Below are 17177 nucleotides of genomic sequence, written 5' to 3'. Positions count from 1 at the left end.
CGGAACCTGTCGTAAATCTGCAAGGAAGCACCACTCGATCCAGTCTCGATAGCACGTCTATCAAGGACACTCTCATGTCTCTGTTCAAACGTTCAGTCACTGAGTTGTTGGGTACGTTCTGGTTAGTGTTGGGCGGTTGCGGCAGTGCGGTGATCGCCGCGTCCTCACCGTTGGGAATCGGCGTGCTGGGGGTCGCCCTGGCATTTGGTCTGACGGTGCTGACCATGGCGTTTGCCATCGGCCATATCAGCGGATGTCACCTCAATCCGGCCGTATCGGTCGGTCTGTCCGTTGGCGGTCGATTCCCGGCCAAAGAATTGCCCGCTTACATCATCGCTCAGGTGCTCGGGGCAATCCTCGCCGCCGCGCTGATCGCCTACATCGGCAGTGGCAAGGAAGGCTTCGACGTCGCCAACGGCCTGGCCTCCAACGGTTACGGCGAGCACTCTCCGGGCAAATATTCAATGGCCGCAGGCTTCGTCACAGAGCTGGTGATGACCGCCATGTTCGTGGTGATCATCCTCGGTGCCACTGACAAACGCGCCCCGGCAGGACTCGCACCGATTGCCATCGGCCTCGCCCTGACGTTGATCCACCTGATCTCGATCCCGGTCACCAACACCTCGGTCAACCCGGCCCGCAGCACCGGCCCGGCGTTGATGGTCGGTGGCTGGGCCATCGCACAGTTGTGGATGTTCTGGGTCGCGCCGCTGCTCGGTGCGGTGGTTGGCGGCGTGATCTATCGCTGGCTGGGCAAGGAAGACAACTGATTTCCTGTGGGAGCGAGCTTGCTCGCGAACAGCGGTGTGTCAATGAGGCAAATATTGACTGACACCAACCTTTCGCGAGCAAGCTCGCTCCCACATTGGAATCTAGGTCTGGCGGTAGGGTAAGGCTGCTCTTGCCTCTTCGACATAGGCCAGAACACCGGCGCGCTCCTGGTGCAGGAAATCTTTGACAGCAGCCTTCAGGCCAGGGTGACGCAGGTAATGCCAGGAATGGGTGATCACCGGTTCAAAGCCACGAATCAGTTTGTGCTCGCCCTGGGCACCGGCATCGAAACGCTGAAAGCCATGGGCAATCGCATAGTCCATGCCCTGATAGAAACAGGTCTCGAAATGCAGCCGGTCAAACTCGGCCAGGCATCCCCAGTAGCGCCCGTAAAAGCTGTCGCCGCCCACCAGACTGAACGCCATCGCCACCGGCCGTGAGCCCTGCCGGGCCAGGACCACGCGAATCGATTCCGGCATACGCTCGGCCAGCAGGCTGAAGAACTCCCGGGTCAGGTACGGCGCCTGCCGGCGCACCGCGTAGGTATTGGCGTAACAGGCATAGACGAAATCCCACTGCGCCTCGTCCAGTTCGCGGCCTTCCAGCCATTCGAACTCGAAGCCCTGCCCCGCCACTTGCTCGCGCTCCTTGCGCATCTGTTTGCGCTTGCGCGAGGCCAGCACGTCGAGGAAATCCTGAAAGTCGCGATAGCCGCGATTCTGCCAGTGGTACTGACAGCCGATGCGTTGCAGCCAGCCCGGCTGCTCGGCCATGGCGGCATCGGTAAACGCGTCGGTGAAATTGATGTGGGCGCTGGAGAGTTCTTCGATTTCCAGATACCCCGGCAGGCTCTTGAGCAGTTCGAATCCGTCTTCGACGTTCGCCGCCAGCAACCGTGGGCCGCTGACCGGGCTGAACGGCACCGCGCTCAAAAACTTGGGGTAGTAATCGATGCCGGCCCGGGCGCAGGCATCGGCCCAGCCGTGATCGAACACGTATTCGCCATAGGAATGCCACTTGCGATAACCGGGCAGCGCCGCGATCACACGGCCCGCTTCAACGTGCAGCAAATGCTCCGGTTGCCAGCCTGTATGCGGGCCGACGCTGCCGCTGTCCTCCAGCGAAGCCAGAAAGGCATGGCGCAGAAACGGCTGGTTTACCGGCACCAGAACATCCCAGTCGGACGCTGGAATTTCCGACAGTTTATGCAGACGTTGCAGCGGCATTTTCCTCTCCACTTTCGGGCGTGAACGCCCGGCGAGTATCGCTGATCGGCCGGGCGTTGCCCATGCCCGAATGCGCGACAGCGCTCTAGATCAATAGTTCACGGCAGTTTTGTATCGTCATGAACCTGCCATCATCGTGCCACTGCTCTGTCATAAACCATCGCGATACTGGCGCCTGTTTTTAGAGCGCCGGGTTCTACCCGGACACTGTTTTCCGACCGTCAAACCGTCGGTTGTGCCCAGGATGGTTCAGCCATCCCTCTCATCTTCGGAGATTGCTATGCGTCTTGCTTCCACGAAAACTGCGGCGGCCCTGTGCGGTGGCCTGTTGCTGGCCATGAGTGTTCCGGCCAGTGCCGCAGTCGACGCCAAACTGCTCGACATGCTCAAGGCTAACGGTTCGATTTCCCAGGCGCAGTACGTTGAACTGCAAACTGAACTGGCCAAGGATCAGAAGGCCCAGCAAATCGCGCAGCAGGCGCAGCAAGAGACCAACGAGCAAATCGCGGCGACCGCGAAGAAAACCAACGAGCTCAGCAGTTTCGACCAGAAACTGGCCTGGGCCGCCAAGACCCAGTTCAAGGGCGACGTACGTATCCGTCAGGAAACCATCAAGATCGACGGCGAGCCGAACAACGGCGGCCGCGACAAGGATCGCCAGCGTATCCGTGCCCGTCTGGGTGCCTACACCGAGATCAACCCGCAAGTCGACACCGGCATCCGTATCGCCACCGGCGGCGGCGATGACGCCCGTTCGACCAACCAGGACCAGGACAACTACTTCGACAAGAAGCAGATCTGGCTCGACCTGGGCTACATCGACTACCACCCGGACCAGATCAAGAACCTGCACATCATCGGCGGCAAGATGCTGCAACCGTGGGTGAGCATGGGCGACGTGATCTGGGACAGCGACATCAACCCGGAAGGTCTGGCCGTTACCTACAAGTATCCATTGGGCAGCAGCGTCGAACTGTTCGGCAGCCTGGGTAACTACAACCTCAAGGACAACGTCGACGGCGACGGTGTGCAATTCCGTCACGACCTGCGCCTGACCGCCGGCCAGCTGGGCAGCCGCTTCGCGATCACCGACAACCTGAAACTGACTCTGGGCGGCAGCGTCTACGCCTATCAGAACGACGAAGACAGCCGTTGCACCGGCACCTCGACTCCGTGCGCCCTGGCCGTCAACGGCAACTCGGCAGACAACGAATTCCGTCTGTACGAAGGCTTCAGCCAGGTCGACATCGGCGGTCTGCCGATGCCGCTGTCGTTCTACGGTCAGTACGTGAAGAACAACGACGCAGTGACCGATCAGGACACCGCGTGGCTGGTAGGTGCCAAGTCGAAAGTCTTCGGCCTGAACCTCGATTACAACTATCGTGACGTGCAGCGCAATGCTGTGGTCGGCGCCTTCACCGATTCGGACTTCGCCAACGGCACCACCGGTTCCCGTGGCCACAAGTTCAAGGTCGGCTACGACATCGACAAGAACTTCGCCATCGGTGCGACTTACTTCCTGACCAAGGCCGACTTCTCCAGCCGTACCCAGCGTGATGCAGACACCAACACCCTGCAGCTGGACGCGGAAGCGAAGTTCTAAGCAACCCGGCAACAGACTTCAAACGATGGGTTTTACATCCGGTTCCATCGTTTGAAGAGGCTTCAACAGACTGGCGCGGCCGCAGCGATCCCCATCATCCGTTCGCTGCGGCCGCGCCAGTCTGTGTTTTCAGGATCGATCCTTGCGTCGCAGCTGTGCCAGCTGTTCGGCCAACGCGTCCACACCCTCTTCCGGTTTTTGCGGCATCGCCCGCAACGTCAACTGCATCAAACGCATCTGGCGAATGAACCGCCGACAATTGCGGCAGAACATCAGGTGATGTCGCACCATCAGTTTCTCGCGAAAGCTCAACTGGCCATCAAGGTAATCGCTGGATCGCGCTACTTGCTCCTTGCACGTCAACATTCGCCGGTCTCCTCAAAATGCTCCACGGTCGCGAAGACCTTCAAGCGTGCCCGATGCAGCAGCACGCGGACATTGGAGAGCGAGATCTCCAGAAGATTACAGATCTCCTCCAGCTCCAGCCCCTGACGCTCGCGCAGCAACAGTACGCTGCTTTGCAGTTCCGACAGGCTCAACAACGTGTGCTCAAGGCATTCACGCAGCTCGCCTTCCGTCAGCAACGCTTCGGGCGTGTCCTGGTGCCAGGCAAACGGTGCGACCAGCCAGTGGCCGTCGCCGGGAGAAAAGCGATTGTCGTCGATGGTGCCATGGGGTGACGGCAGATCATCCAGCAACACTTCGCGACGGTTGAGTTTGTATCGGCTCTTGGCCGAGTTGGCCGTGATGGTCAGCAGCCAGGTCTTGAGACTGGAACGTCCCTCGAAGCTGCCGAGGTGGCGCACCACCGACAACCAGGCATCCTGCACCACTTCTTCGACATGGCGCTGGCCGACAATCGCGTAGGCCACCGCGCGCATGGGGCTTTGATAGGTACTGACCAGTTCCTTGAAGGCTTTCTGTTCGCCTGCCAACAACCGCTCAAGCAGTTGTGTGTCGTCAACCGCCATCCATCAATCCCCTTTTCCTGACTTCAAAAATGATAGCGGCAGGACTTCGCCTGCCGCCACTTTCGAAAACTACAGCGTTCGCGCCGATTCAGATGTAGGAAATATCAGCGCGATTAAGAGGAAATGAACCCGTTCTTAGCGTTTACGTAGAATCACGCTACCGATCGAGTACCCGGCACCGAACGAACTCAACACCGCCAGCGAACCGGCCGCCAGATCATCCTGATACTTGTGGAACGCGATCACGGAACCGGCGGAGCTGGTGTTGGCGTAGGTGTCGAGAATCACCGGGGCCTCTTCTTCGGTGGCTTCGCGGCCCAACAGCTTGCGCACGATCAGGTGGTTCATGCTGAGGTTAGCCTGGTGCAGCCAGAAACGTTTCACGTCACCGACGTTGAGCTTGTTCTCTTCCAGATGTTCGCCGATCAGCTCGGCCACCATCGGGCAGACATCCTTGAACACCTTGCGGCCTTCCTGCACGAACAGTTTGTCACGGGCGCCGATGCCCTCTTCCGCTGCGCGGTTGAGGAAGCCGAAGTTGTTGCGGATGTTGTTGGAGAACTTGGTCAGCAGTTTGGTGCTGACCACGTCGAACTGGTGTTGCGACGTCGCCGTATCGGCACGCTCGATGACGACGGCAGTAGCGGCATCACCGAAGATGAAGTGGCTGTCGCGATCACGGAAGTTCAGGTGCCCGGTGCAGACTTCCGGGTTAACCATCAGGATTGCCCGGGCCTGGCCCAGTTGCACGGTATTGGCGGCTTGCTGGATGCCGAAGGTGGCCGACGAGCAGGCAACGTTCATGTCGAAACCGAAACCCTGGATGCCCAGCGCTTCCTGGACTTCGATGGCGATGGCCGGGTAGGCGCGTTGCAGGTTGGAGCAGGCGACGATCACGCCGTCGATGTCGGCGGCAGTCTTGCCGGCACGCTGCAGGGCTTGTTCGGCAGCGCCGATGGCCATCTGGCAAAGCACCGACCATTCGTCGTTGGAGCGCTCCGGCAGGCGTGGCGCCATGCGTGCAGGGTCGAGGATGCCGTCCTTGTCCATGACAAAGCGGCTCTTGATGCCGGAAGCTTTTTCGATGAACGCGGCGCTGGACTCGGTCAGGGCCTGGACTTCGCCGCTGGCGATGGCTTCGGCGTTGTCCGCGTTGAACTGGGCGACGTAGGTATTGAAAGACTGCACCAGCTCTTCGTTGGAGATGCTGTTGGCCGGGGTGTACAGGCCGGTGCCGCTGATGACGACGTTATGCATGGTCGTTTCTCTAATCTGTTCAGGCAGAAAGTGCTGGCACCGACGTGCCAACACGCAAAGGGTCCATTCCCGTATAAGGGACGCAAAAACCTGGCATCGCTTTATTCCGTTGCGCGGCCCGGCAAAGGCTCTGGGACGCGAAAACGGCATTTATGGTGGCGAAGTTTGCCATAAACCCAAGGTTTTGGCCCCATTCCCGGGAGCAACGAAAAATTCCTTGTGGGAGCGAGCTTGCTCGCGAAGGCGGTACATCAGTCAACATCTTGATTGCCTGACCCGCCGCATTCGCGAGCAAGCTCGCTCCCACAGGGTATCTGTACAGCCTCGGAATCAGGCCTCGACCTGCGTCCACTGCTTGTTCAGCCGCTTGTCGGAGATCGGCACTTTCGTCCCCAACTGCTGGGCGAACAGCGAAACCCGATACTCCTCCAGCCACCAGCGATACAGCTCGAGTTGCGGATCGCGTTTGCCTTCCTGCGCGTGCTTGGCGGCGCGGGTCTGGTATTGCGTCCAGAGGCCGGCGAGTTCGCCGCTCCAGACCCGATCCTTCTGCACCTGCGCGCCCAGCTTCTCGAAACGTTGTTCGACGGCTTTCAGGTAACGCGGTAACTCCTTGAGCCAGAGCATTGGCGTTTCCCGCACGAAGCCCGGATACACCAGATGGCTGAGCTGCTGCTTGATGTCGTTAAGCGCCACGGCCTGAGCCAGGTCGATCTTGCCTTTGAAGCGCTTTTGTAGACCGTGCCACAGCTTGAGGATCTCCAGAGTCAGGCGTGCCACGCGCTCGGCATGCTCGGTCCAGCTGCCGCGCTTGCGCTCGGCCAGTGCCGCCAGCCCGGCACCGTCGCGGGGCAACGGGTCTTCGCCGTCGAGAATGCAGCTGTCGAGACTGGCCAGCAGAATGTCTTCGACCAGCGCATCGACCCGACCCAGTTCGCGATACAGCAACCCCAGTTCGGTCAGGCCCGGCAACTTGCCGCGCAGGAACTTCGCCGGCTCGGCCAGTTGCTGCATCAGCAGTCGCTGCAAGGCGCGGCGATGCTGGAACTCGGCTTCGGCCGGGGTCGAGAATCGACCTTCCTTGACTGTGCCACCCTCTTCCACCAGCGCCGGGTAGACCGTCATCGACAGCCCGGCGATCTTCTGCTGAGTTTTTTCCGCCACCGGCGCGAAGACCTTGGCCTCCACCGGCTGCTGACTCTTCGCGCTCTGCGGCACGGCCAAGGCAGCCTGGCTGGCTTCGGCGAAACGTGCGGTCAGTTCCGCCAGATCCCGTCCTTCGCCGAGGAACTTGCCCTGGCCGTCGACGATTTCCAGGTTCATCCGCAGATGGCTTTCGACTTGCTGCGCCGCTTCGGCCCAGGCCTCGTCGCTGACTCGCGCACCGGTCATGCGCAGCAGTTCGCGGCCCAGCGCTTGCGGCAACGAACCTTCGGCAAAGGTCATACGTTGCAGCGCGGCCTTGATGAAGTCCGGCACCGGCACGAAGTTCTTGCGCAAGGCCTTGGGCAGGTTGCGCACCAGCGCAATGCACTTGGCTTCGATCAGCCCCGGTACCAGCCATTCCAGACGTTCCGGCGGCAGCATCGGCAACAACGGCGCCGGCACGCGCAGGGTCACGCCGTCGCGCGGGTGATTCGGTTCGAAGTGGTAACTCAGAGCCAGTTCCAGATCGCCGATGTGCAGCGTGTCCGGGTAATGCTGGGCGGTGACTTCGCTAGCCTCACGGGCCAGCACATCTTCCTCGCGCATGATCAGCAGTCGCGGATCTTTCTGGCTGTTGACCCGATACCAACTATCGAACGTCGCGGTCTGGTGGATCTCCGCCGGCAGTCGCGCGTCGTAAAACGCGTAGAGGGTTTCCTCGTCGGCCAGAATGTCCCGGCGACGGGCCTTGGCTTCCAGTTCGTCGAGCTGTTCGAGCAATTGCTTGTTAGCGGTCAGACATTTGGCCCGGGACTGAATTTCGCCGCGCACCAGGCCTTCGCGGATGAACAGCTCGCGCGAAACCACCGGATCCACCGGCCCGTAATGCACCGGCCGACGACCGACCACGATCAGACCGAACAGGGTGATCTGTTCGAACGCGACGACCTGGCCGCGCTTCTTCTCCCAGTGCGGTTCGAAGTGGTTCTTCTTGATCAGGTGCCCGGCCAGCGGTTCGATCCAATCGGCGTCGATCTTCGCCACCATCCGCGCGTAGAGCTTGGTGGTTTCCACCAGTTCGGCGGTCATCACCCACTGCGGGCGTTTTTTGCCGATGCCCGATGACGGGTGAATCCAGAACCGCCGCTGACGGGCGCCAAGGTAATCGCCGTCTTCGGTTTTCTGGCCGATCTGGCTGAGCAGGCCAACCAGTACCGCTTTGTGCAGCTTCGGATAGTCCGCCGGCTCTTTATTGAGGCTCAGCTGCAAGTCGCGGCAGATCAGGCTCAACTGCCGATGGGAATCGCGCCACTCGCGCAACCGCAGGTAGTTCAGGAAATTCTTGCGGCACCAGTTGCGCAGCGGGCTGGCGGTGAGCGCCTGGCGCTGCTCTTCAAAACCGCGCCACAGATTGACCAGCCCGGCGAAGTCCGAATCGACATCTTTCCACTGAGCGTGGGCCTGATCGGCGGCTTGCTGACGCTCCGGAGGACGCTCGCGCGGGTCCTGAATCGACATGGCGCTGGCAACAATCAGCACTTCCTGCAGGCTGCCGAGCTTCGCCGCTTCAAGCAGCATACGGCCCATGCGCGGGTCTACCGGCAGACGCGCCAACTGGCGGCCGAGCGGGGTCAGCTGACTGTTGCGATCGACCGCCGACAGTTCTTGCAGCAGGTTGAAACCGTCGCTTATCGCCTTGCCGTCCGGCGGTTCGATGAACGGGAACGCGGTGATCTCGCCGAGGCGCAGATGCAGCATCTGCAAAATAACTGCCGCAAGGTTGGTGCGCAGGATTTCCGGATCGGTAAATTCCGGGCGACCGAGGAAATCCTCTTCGCTGTACAGCCGCACGCAGATACCCGGCTCTACCCGGCCGCAGCGACCTTTACGCTGGTTGGCGCTGGCCTGGGAAATGGCTTCGATCGGCAGTCGCTGGACCTTGGCGCGGTAGCTGTAGCGGCTGATGCGTGCGGTGCCGCTGTCGATCACGTAACGGATGCCCGGCACGGTCAGAGAGGTTTCGGCGACGTTGGTCGCCAGCACCACGCGACGCCCCGGATGCGACTGGAAAATCCGCTGCTGTTCGGCCGGCGACAGGCGCGCGTACAACGGCAGGATTTCGGTGTGTTTGAGCTGGGCCTTGCGCAGCATGTCGGCGGCGTCGCGAATCTCGCGCTCGCCGGGCAGGAACACCAGCACGTCGCCGGGACTGCGGCGTTCGCTGCGCTCGTACGCGGCGATTTCATCGAGGGTAGCGAGGATCGCCTGATCCACGGTCAGGTCGTCCTCGACGCGGTTGCCCTCTTCATCCTGCTCAAGCGTCAGCGGGCGATACCAGGTTTCCACCGGGAAGGTACGCCCGGACACTTCGACAATCGGCGCATCGTCGAAATGCTTGGAGAAACGCTCCAGATCGATGGTCGCCGAGGTGATGATGACTTTCAGATCCGGGCGACGCGGCAGCAGGGTTTTCAGGTAACCGAGCAGGAAGTCGATGTTGAGACTGCGTTCGTGGGCTTCGTCGACGATGATCGTGTCGTAGCGTTCGAGGTAGCGGTCGTTCTGGGTTTCCGCCAGCAGGATACCGTCGGTCATCAGTTTGATCAGGGTGTTCGAATCGCTTTGGTCTTCGAAGCGCACCTGATAACCGACCAGCGCGCCCAGCGGCGTACCGAGCTCTTCGGCAACCCGGCTGGCCACGCTGCGCGCCGCGATCCGACGTGGCTGGGTGTGACCGATCAGGCCATGCTGGCCGCGACCGATTTCCAAGCAGATTTTCGGCAACTGGGTGGTTTTACCCGAACCGGTTTCGCCGGCGATGATCAGCACCTGGTGCTTTTCCAGGGCCTTCTTGATTTCGTCACGCTTGGCCGCAATCGGCAGGCTGTCGTCGTAACGGATCACCGGCAGGCTGGCCTTGCGCGCCAGCACCTGATCGCAGGACGCCTGCATCCGCGCCACCCACTGGGCCAGTTTGGCCTCGTCGGGTTTCTTGCGCAGCTCAAGCAACTGCCGCCGCAGCCGGTGGCGGTCGGCGAGCATGGCGTGATCGAGGTTTTTCAGCAGTTTGTCGATGGAGGGCGATTCGTCGGTCATCGGGTACGCAATTCGGTCGTCTAGTGGCGCAAGGACGCGATTGTCGCAGATTTTACGACCGCTGCGCGGCCGATCACGAGCAGGCTCGCTCCCACCCTGGATCTCCAGCGGCCATAAAACCGCTGCACAGCGCGATCAAATGTAGGAGCGAGCCTGCTCGCGATGAATTGCGCATCAATTCCAGAAAGTCACTCGTTATCGAGGCCTTTTCGACGGTACGGAAAGACGTCAATCACTTTCCCCGCCCGAATCGCCTCCTGCAAACCCTTCCAGTAATCGGCGTTGTACAGCTCGCCATGCAACTGATCGAACAGTTTGCGCTGCGCCGAATCGGCAAACAGAAACGGCGGAAACTCCTCGGGGAAAACATCCAGCGGCCCGATCGAATACCAAGGCTCGGAGGCCATTTCGTCCTCGGGCGTGCGCGGCGCCGGGATGTGGCGGAAGTTGGCTTCGGTGAGAAAGCAGATCTCGTCGTAGTCGTAGAACACCACCCGGCCATGACGGGTGACGCCAAAGTTCTTCAGCAGCATGTCGCCGGGGAAGATGTTGGCCGCCGCCAGTTGCTTGATCGCCAGCCCGTAATCCTCCAGCGCCTCGCGCACCTGGGCTTCGTTGGCATTGTCCAGATAGAGGTTGAGCGGCGTCATTCGGCGCTCGGTCCAGCAGTGGCGGATCAGCACGGTTTCGCCTTCCAGCGACACCGTGGACGGCGCGACTTCCAGCAGTTCCGCCAGGCACGCCGGCTCGAACTTGCTCAGGGGAAAACGGAAGTCGGCGAATTCCTGGGTATCGGCCATGCGCCCGACGCGGTCGACGCTTTTTACCAGTCGATACTTCTCGATCACCGTGGCGCGGTCGACGTTTTTCGACGGCGAGAATCGATCCTTGATGATCTTGAACACGGTGTTGAAGCCCGGCAGCGTGAACACACTCATAACCATGCCGCGCACGCCCGGGGCCATGATGAACTGGTCGTCGGTGTTGGCCAGGTGATTGATCAGGGCGCGGTAGAACTCGGATTTACCGTGCTTGTAGAAACCGATCGAGGTGTACAGCTCGGCGATGTGCTTGCCCGGCAGGATGCGCTTGAGGAAGCCGATAAACTCCGCCGGCACCGGCACATCCACCATGAAATACGAACGGGTGAACGAGAAGATGATCGACACATCGGCTTCATCGGTGATCAGCGCATCGATCTGAATCCCGCGCCCTTCGCGGTGCAGCAACGGAATCACCAGCGGCCACTGATCATCGTTGGTGTAGATGCGCCCGACCAGGTACGCGCCCTTGTTGCGGTACAGCACCGAGGAAAACAGCTCGACGCTCAGCTCAGGATCCTTGCACACCCAGTCCGGAAGATTCTCGCGCAGTTGCGCTTCCAGACGTTGCAAGTCACCGGGCAGATCGGCGTAGGCCTCGTTGAACCGGTAATCGGAAAAGATGCTCGCGAGCATGCCCGAGATCTGCCCTTGCGGTTTATAGGTACGGGTCTGCGCGGCGCGGGCCCGGCGCAGGCTTGGCCGGGTGGTGTGGATGAACATGCAGCCGTCGCTGATCAGGTCGTGGCTGAACAGGCCGCAGAAAATCGAGTTGTACCAGGTCTCGGACAGTTCATCGTCGAAGCGCAGGTCGATGATGCTGATGTAGGCACTTTTCACCAGCGGCCAGCAGGTGACGTCCATCAAGGTGTCCGGCTCGAAGTGCTCGCGCAGGCGGGCGACGGTTTCACCGACCTTTTCTTCGTAGAGGTTGATGCGCGCCGCTGACGCCGTTTGCGTGTCCTGCCAGCGGGCCTGCTCGAAGCGTTCACGGGCGCCGTCGGTGATCCGCCGGAAATGCTCGCGGTAATCGTCAAAGCCATCGAGGATCAGGCGGGCGATGTCGGTGGCTGGCCATTGCTGCGGCATAGATGAGACCTCTGCGGGAATTGGAGAATCTGTGCTCGAAGGCCTGAGCTTAGCCACGGAAGCGGGCGCAGGAGAAGCGCAATTTCTGCCAAATCCTCTTGCGGGTTGTACAACGACACAGTTTTTATCAAAGTTTTTTAAATCGACCGTTCGGTCAATAAACGTTCCCTCAGGTTCTCCCCACCACTGGACGCCAGCCCGCGATTTCTCTGGGTTTCGGATCCAATTCAGCAGCGACATCTCTAGCCTGCGCTTCTGCCCGACTTGTTCATGCCTGTCCATTCCATGCAGCGATTGGCCTTACCAAGATAGTGGCACTTTGATATATAGCCCGCCATCACCCGCCTCACAACAAGATCCTCGGGCCACGAGGACGACCTCCCCCTCGACTCCCAAGGAGCACATTGATGTCTATCCGGAATCTGCGCATAGGTTTGCGCGCCAGTTTGAGTTTTGCCGTTCTGGCCAGCCTGCTGATGGTGGTCGGCCTGTTCGGCCTGGGTCAGATGAAAACCCTGCGTGAAAGCGCAGCGGTGATCGAGGAGTCATGGATGCCCAGTATCGAAAGCATCCACGACAGTGCAGCGAACATCGCGAGCATCCGCCTCGAGTCCCTGCGTCTGATCACCAGCACCCAGGCAGCGGTTCGAGACAAAAGCAAAGGCATCCTCAAGGCTCAGCGCCAGGAATTGCTTAAACGCCTCGATGATCACAAAGCCCTGATCGCCAACGACCAGGAGCGGGCAATGCTCGAAGGTCTGGGCGCGGACACTGCCAAATACCTGAGCATTCTCGATCAGATCATCGGCCATATCGACGCCGGACAAAACGAACAGGCCTACACCCGCCTGAACACCGATCTGGCGCCTCAGGGCGCGGTGCTCGACAAGACGCTGGAGCAGATGATCACCCTCAATCAGCAAGGCGCAGACGCCGCTGCCAAAGCTGCTGCCACGATGTACCAGCGAGCGCTCTGGATCGTTTCTGTGATTATCGTCATCGCCTTGATCGCCACCTTGCTGCTGGCATGGCTGCTGACCCGCAGCATCACTGCGCCAATCAATCAGGCACTGAACGTGGCACGACGGATTGCCTCCGGAGACCTCAGCGGACGCATCGACAGCGAGGGCCGGGACGAAGCGGCGCAGTTGCTCACGGCGCTGGCCGAGATGCAGGGCAATCTGCGCTCGACCATTCGCGGCATCAGCGAGTCGGCCCAGCAACTGGCCTCCGCCGCCGAGGAAATGAGCTCGGTGATGGAACAGAGCACCCGCGGCCTGCAACAGCAGAACGACCAGATCGAACAGGCTGCCACGGCGGTCACCGAGATGAGCACAGCGGTTGATGAAGTGGCCGCCAATGCGGTGTCCAGTGCCGAAGCCTCCGAAGCCTCGAACGAGGACAGCAAGCACGGGCATGTGCAGGTCAGCGAGACCATCAGTTCGATTCAGGAACTGGTCAACGCGGTGCTTGGCGCGTCCGAACAGGCCGAAGGCCTTGCGACCCAGGCCCAGGACATCAGCAAGGTTCTGGAGGTGATTCGCGGTATCGCCGGGCAGACCAACCTCCTGGCCCTGAACGCCGCGATTGAGGCCGCGCGGGCCGGCGAGGCCGGGCGTGGCTTCGCAGTCGTCGCCGATGAAGTCCGTTCGCTGGCCCAGCGCACGCAGAACTCCACCGAAGAAATCGAGCTGATGATCACCAGCATCCAGCAAGGCACCGGCGCCACCGTCGACGCATTGCAAAACAGCGCCGAGCAGGCCAGCCACACCCTGCGCCGGGCCAACAGCGCCGGCCATGCACTGGAGAAAATTACCGCGTCGATTTCACAGATCAACCAGCGCAACCTGGTGATCGCCAGCGCCGCCGAGCAACAGGCGCTGGTGGCACGGGAAGTCGACGAAAACCTGGTGACCATCCGCGATCTGTCAACCCAGACCGCTGCGGGCGCCACCCAGACGTCTGCCGCCAGTCAGGAACTGTCGCGGCTGGCCGTCGACCTCAACGGCCTCGTGACGCGTTTCGTGCTCTGACGGGTAAATTAAATGCCCGATTAGCGGTTGCCATCGCCAGGGCGCTCGGCAACACTCTCGTCCCGATCAAGGAAGGAGTGGCCTGTGAGCCCTGTCGATATTTTCCGCATGTTGTCGCTGGCCGCCATCTGGGGCGCGAGCTTCCTGTTCATGCGCATCATCGCCCCCGCGATCGGTACGGTTCCGACCGGATTCTTCCGCGTATCGATTGCCGCCGTCGGCCTGCTGGTGATCCTCGGGTTGATGCGCATCAGCTGGGATTTCAAAGGCAAACTCAAGACCGTGATGATGCTCGGCGTGATCAACTCCGGCGTTCCGGCCACCTTGTATTCAGTCGCCGCCCAAGTGCTGCCGGCCGGGTACTCCGCAATCTTCAATGCCACCACGCCGTTGATGGGCGTGTTGATCGGCGGTTTGTTCTTCAGTGAAAAACTGACGCTGGCCAAACTCGCCGGGGTGTTCCTCGGCCTGCTCGGGGTGGGCGTGCTGACCCGCGCCGGCCCGGTCGCGTTCGATCTGCACCTGCTGATGGGCGCCGTTGCCTGCCTGCTCGCAACCACCTGCTATGGCTTCGCCGGGTTCCTCGCCCGACGCTGGCTGGATCAGGCCGGCGGGCTCGACAGTCGTCTGTCGGCGCTGGGCAGCATGCTCGGTGCAACCCTGTTCCTGTTGCCGCTGTTCGGTTACAGCGTCATCACTCAGCCGCCGGTGAGCTGGGGTGGCTGGAATGTCTGGCTGTCGCTGCTGGGCCTGGGCCTGGGCTGCACCGCGTTTGCCTACATCATTTACTTCCGCCTGCTGAGTTCCATCGGGCCAGTGAAGTCGATGACCGTGACCTTCATGATTCCGCCGTTCGGCGTGTTGTGGGGGGCGCTGTTTCTCGATGAGCCGCTGTCGATGGCGCACGTGTATGGCGGGGTCTTGATCGCGATTGCGCTGTGGCTGGTGCTGAAACCCGCTGTGGTGAAACCGGCAGAAATCGCCACTCGCTGATTCACAGATGCACAAAGGCCCGGGAGTTTCCTCCCGGGCCTTTTTCATGCGCGGCGGTTATGCCGATTTACGGAACACGAACACCAGACCGACGATGATCAGCAGCATCCCCAGCACGCTTAACGCCGCGAGGCGATTGCCGAAGATCAGGTAGTCCATCACCGCCGTCACAGCCGGCACCAGATAGAACAGACTGGTGACATTCACCAGATTGCCCCGGGCGATCAGTCGATACAGCAGCAACGTCGCCAGCACGGAAACCACCAGCCCCATCCACAACACCGGCACAATGAAACCGGCGCTGTGCTCGAAGTGAAACGGCTGGAACGGCACGAAAATTCCGCACAGCAGCAGTCCGGCTAAGTACTGCACCGGCAGCGTGCCGAGGGGATTATCGGTAATGCGCTTCTGCATGATCGAGCCGAACGTCATGCTCGCCAGCGCCAGCAAACCGAACAGCATCCCTGCCAGCGACATTCCGGCCAGACCGATGCCCTGGTAAACCACCATGATCAGACCGGCCAGTCCCAGCGCCAGACCAAACATCCGGCTCGCCGAGCGCTGCCGCTCCATGATGACCACCGTGAGAATCGGCTGCACACCCATGATGGTCGCCATCACGCCGGGCGTGACCTTCAAGTCCAGCGCCAGCAGATAGAAGATCTGATAAGCCCCCAACAGCACCACGCCGGTGACCATTGCGTACAGCATCGGCCTGCCGCCCTTGGGCAACCTCAACTTGAGCAACGGCACCAGCAGCACCAGCCCGCACAGGGCAATCACAAAACGGATCAGCAGAAAGGCAAAGGGCGAAGCGTGGGCCAGCCCCCACTTGGAGAAGATCGCCCCGCTGCTCCACAGCAGAACGAACAGGCTCGTGGACGCCGCCGCGAGCGCGGACTTTTTCGAAAGGACAAACATGAATACCACCTGTAGTCAGGCAAATAGCCAACTCAGCCGAAGCTGAAATTCAGTAGGTTTTTTCAGGCGGGCACAGGGGTCAGCAGAAAACGCTGATCAGCCCGAAACACCAACGCCCGGCGGTGATACGACTGCGCACACCGGCGTGCTACTGACAGGTGGAGGGTAATGACTGATCTGCACAGGCTGCTGATTCCCGCACGGCACAACGCCAGCGTTGACCGCTGAATCGACTACCGCGTTGATGGGGGATGCAGGCATCTGGGCTGATCTTTTTTTGAAGGGTTGAAAGGTGAGTCATGCGACTCACGAGCGCCGACTATAACCAGCCCGCGACATGGATTGCAACGACTTGGACAAAGGGCCAGTAGCGACAGGCTGGTGGCAGGCGCATAGGCTCGTTGGCAATTGCAACGACCATTGATGGGGGACATGGAATGCGCGAGTTCATATGCCAAGGGAACGGAATAATCTGCGGTATCAGTTGTATAAATCGCAAGCCAGGAAGTACGCGGGCATCACTTTCGCAAAACTGCAGGAAGACCTGGAGCAAAAAGGAATCGTAGACGTCGACCACTCCAGAGTTCGTTTCGAAGCCATCGACACTTTGGCACTGAATGCCTATGAGCAATGGATGGACCCTCATTTTTCCTGGCAGGAAGTTGTCAGGTGGAAGGCGAGAGAACCACTGGGATTCGATTTAGCAATCTGGTTTGATCATGAGTTATGCGGACTCTGCTTTGCTAACCCGAACCAGAGCCGATTGAGAGTAAAAATCGTGCGCCTGGAAGGAAGGCCGGGAAACGATCACCCACTCAAGAGCCGAATCGCAACATTTGCCTTGACCGCTGTGACGCACTTCGCGCGAATCGTAGGCAGCAAGCAAATCGAAATTCAGGAGCCTGTTCCCGCAGTAATACCGCTTTATCGGCAACTGGGGTTTGAGTTCGACTCGGAAGGTCGTCTTGTGAAGCCCATCGACTAAGTCTAGTATCGGATCACTGTTCATTAAATGATCAACGCCGGAGACGCCATGAAAGCTGTCGCTGAGAACAAAGCGCCAGGCGCCAAATTGACCAGAGCCAAAGGAAAGCGCTCTGCTGGAGAATTATCTGAAAAGGAGTTATTCCGAATCAGAGAGGCATTGGCTAATCCAGCAGCGGAAGAGCCGGGAGGTGTTCTCGCCGGCGCATCCTTTACCTTCCCCGCATAAAAAAACCGCTCACAAGGAGCGGTTTTTTGTTTCTGCA

General features: G+C 60.3%; 13 protein-coding genes. 6 read left to right on the top strand and 7 right to left on the bottom strand.

The window, feature by feature from the left end; all coding sequences use genetic code 11:
* The first annotated feature begins 74 nt into the window (after positions 1-74).
* Entirely contained in the window at positions 75-770 is a 696-nt protein-coding gene (gene aqpZ / locus N8H71_RS13950) for an aquaporin Z (protein ID WP_262194430.1), read from the top strand.
* A 102-nt stretch (positions 771-872) separates the two neighbouring features.
* On the opposite strand, the gene N8H71_RS13945 is transcribed toward aqpZ, so the two are convergent.
* The gene (locus N8H71_RS13945) at positions 873-1997 is read right to left on the bottom strand and encodes a GNAT family N-acetyltransferase (RefSeq protein ID WP_262194429.1); all 1125 of its coding nucleotides are present in this window, start codon (positions 1995-1997) and stop codon (positions 873-875) included.
* Positions 1998-2277: 280 nt separating this feature from the next.
* Here N8H71_RS13945 and N8H71_RS13940 point away from each other — a divergent pair, with 280 nt between their 5' ends.
* Positions 2278-3600, top strand: a complete 1323-nt coding sequence (locus tag N8H71_RS13940) for a putative porin (RefSeq protein ID WP_039772596.1) — start codon at positions 2278-2280, stop codon at positions 3598-3600.
* Between the two features lie 129 nt (positions 3601-3729).
* Here the strand turns inward: N8H71_RS13940 and N8H71_RS13935 are convergent, their stop codons facing one another.
* The 5 genes from N8H71_RS13935 to aceK form a co-directional block, all read right to left on the bottom strand.
* Positions 3730-3966 (bottom strand): zf-HC2 domain-containing protein, encoded by a 237-nt coding sequence (locus N8H71_RS13935; RefSeq protein ID WP_262194428.1) that lies wholly within the window; start codon positions 3964-3966, stop codon positions 3730-3732.
* On the bottom strand, positions 3960-4571 hold the full coding sequence (locus N8H71_RS13930) for an RNA polymerase sigma factor (RefSeq protein WP_262194427.1): 612 nt from the start codon (positions 4569-4571) through the stop codon (positions 3960-3962). Before N8H71_RS13930 ends, N8H71_RS13935 begins: the two co-directional genes overlap by 7 nt.
* 135 nt (positions 4572-4706) lie before the next feature.
* Positions 4707-5828, bottom strand: coding sequence for a beta-ketoacyl-ACP synthase III (locus N8H71_RS13925; protein ID WP_262194426.1), 1122 nt, complete (start codon positions 5826-5828; stop codon positions 4707-4709).
* Positions 5829-6158: 330 nt separating this feature from the next.
* Positions 6159-10070 carry an ATP-dependent RNA helicase HrpA gene (hrpA, locus tag N8H71_RS13920; protein WP_262194424.1) on the bottom strand — a complete coding sequence of 1304 codons (3912 nt, stop codon included), beginning with the start codon at positions 10068-10070 and terminating at the stop codon, positions 6159-6161.
* 188 nt (positions 10071-10258) lie between these two features.
* Positions 10259-11980 carry a bifunctional isocitrate dehydrogenase kinase/phosphatase gene (gene aceK / locus N8H71_RS13915; RefSeq protein ID WP_262194423.1) on the bottom strand — a complete coding sequence of 574 codons (1722 nt, stop codon included), beginning with the start codon at positions 11978-11980 and terminating at the stop codon, positions 10259-10261.
* 407 nt (positions 11981-12387) lie between these two features.
* On the opposite strand from aceK, the gene N8H71_RS13910 reads away from it, so the two are divergent.
* On the top strand, positions 12388-14013 hold the full coding sequence (locus N8H71_RS13910) for a methyl-accepting chemotaxis protein (protein WP_262194422.1): 1626 nt from the start codon (positions 12388-12390) through the stop codon (positions 14011-14013).
* 84 nt (positions 14014-14097) lie between these two features.
* Positions 14098-15006 (top strand): DMT family transporter, encoded by a 909-nt coding sequence (locus tag N8H71_RS13905; protein WP_007956522.1) that lies wholly within the window; start codon positions 14098-14100, stop codon positions 15004-15006.
* A 57-nt stretch (positions 15007-15063) separates the two neighbouring features.
* Here N8H71_RS13905 and N8H71_RS13900 read toward each other — a convergent pair whose 3' ends face one another.
* Positions 15064-15927: a DMT family transporter gene (locus N8H71_RS13900; protein ID WP_262194421.1), complete on the bottom strand. Its 864-nt coding sequence runs from the start codon at positions 15925-15927 to the stop codon at positions 15064-15066.
* A 451-nt stretch (positions 15928-16378) separates the two neighbouring features.
* Here N8H71_RS13900 and N8H71_RS13895 point away from each other — a divergent pair, with 451 nt between their 5' ends.
* Complete coding sequence (locus N8H71_RS13895) at positions 16379-16912, top strand: hypothetical protein (RefSeq protein ID WP_262194420.1); 534 nt, start codon at positions 16379-16381, stop codon at positions 16910-16912.
* 48 nt (positions 16913-16960) lie between these two features.
* Complete coding sequence (locus N8H71_RS13890) at positions 16961-17140, top strand: hypothetical protein (RefSeq protein ID WP_262194418.1); 180 nt, start codon at positions 16961-16963, stop codon at positions 17138-17140.
* Positions 17141-17177: the final 37 nt, after the last annotated feature.

Source organism: Pseudomonas koreensis, from assembly GCF_025447595.1.
Classification (GTDB): domain Bacteria; phylum Pseudomonadota; class Gammaproteobacteria; order Pseudomonadales; family Pseudomonadaceae; genus Aquipseudomonas; species Aquipseudomonas koreensis_H.
The sequence above is the reverse complement of the archived record's forward strand: the minus strand, read 5'-3'. Positions and strand labels throughout refer to the sequence as shown.

Bases quoted from the DNA above. Each gene is read 5' to 3' on its own strand.
- aqpZ (WP_262194430.1), top strand. From the start codon at position 75: ATGTCTCTGTTCAAACGTTCAGTCACTGAGTTGTTGGGTACGTTCTGG.
- N8H71_RS13945 (WP_262194429.1), bottom strand. From the start codon at position 1,997: ATGCCGCTGCAACGTCTGCATAAACTGTCGGAAATTCCAGCGTCCGAC.
- N8H71_RS13940 (WP_039772596.1), top strand. From the start codon at position 2,278: ATGCGTCTTGCTTCCACGAAAACTGCGGCGGCCCTGTGCGGTGGCCTG.
- N8H71_RS13935 (WP_262194428.1), bottom strand. From the start codon at position 3,966: ATGTTGACGTGCAAGGAGCAAGTAGCGCGATCCAGCGATTACCTTGAT.
- N8H71_RS13930 (WP_262194427.1), bottom strand. From the start codon at position 4,571: ATGGCGGTTGACGACACACAACTGCTTGAGCGGTTGTTGGCAGGCGAA.
- N8H71_RS13925 (WP_262194426.1), bottom strand. From the start codon at position 5,828: ATGCATAACGTCGTCATCAGCGGCACCGGCCTGTACACCCCGGCCAAC.
- hrpA (WP_262194424.1), bottom strand. From the start codon at position 10,070: ATGACCGACGAATCGCCCTCCATCGACAAACTGCTGAAAAACCTCGAT.
- aceK (WP_262194423.1), bottom strand. From the start codon at position 11,980: ATGCCGCAGCAATGGCCAGCCACCGACATCGCCCGCCTGATCCTCGAT.
- N8H71_RS13910 (WP_262194422.1), top strand. From the start codon at position 12,388: ATGTCTATCCGGAATCTGCGCATAGGTTTGCGCGCCAGTTTGAGTTTT.
- N8H71_RS13900 (WP_262194421.1), bottom strand. From the start codon at position 15,927: ATGTTTGTCCTTTCGAAAAAGTCCGCGCTCGCGGCGGCGTCCACGAGC.
- N8H71_RS13895 (WP_262194420.1), top strand. From the start codon at position 16,379: ATGCCAAGGGAACGGAATAATCTGCGGTATCAGTTGTATAAATCGCAA.
- N8H71_RS13890 (WP_262194418.1), top strand. From the start codon at position 16,961: ATGAAAGCTGTCGCTGAGAACAAAGCGCCAGGCGCCAAATTGACCAGA.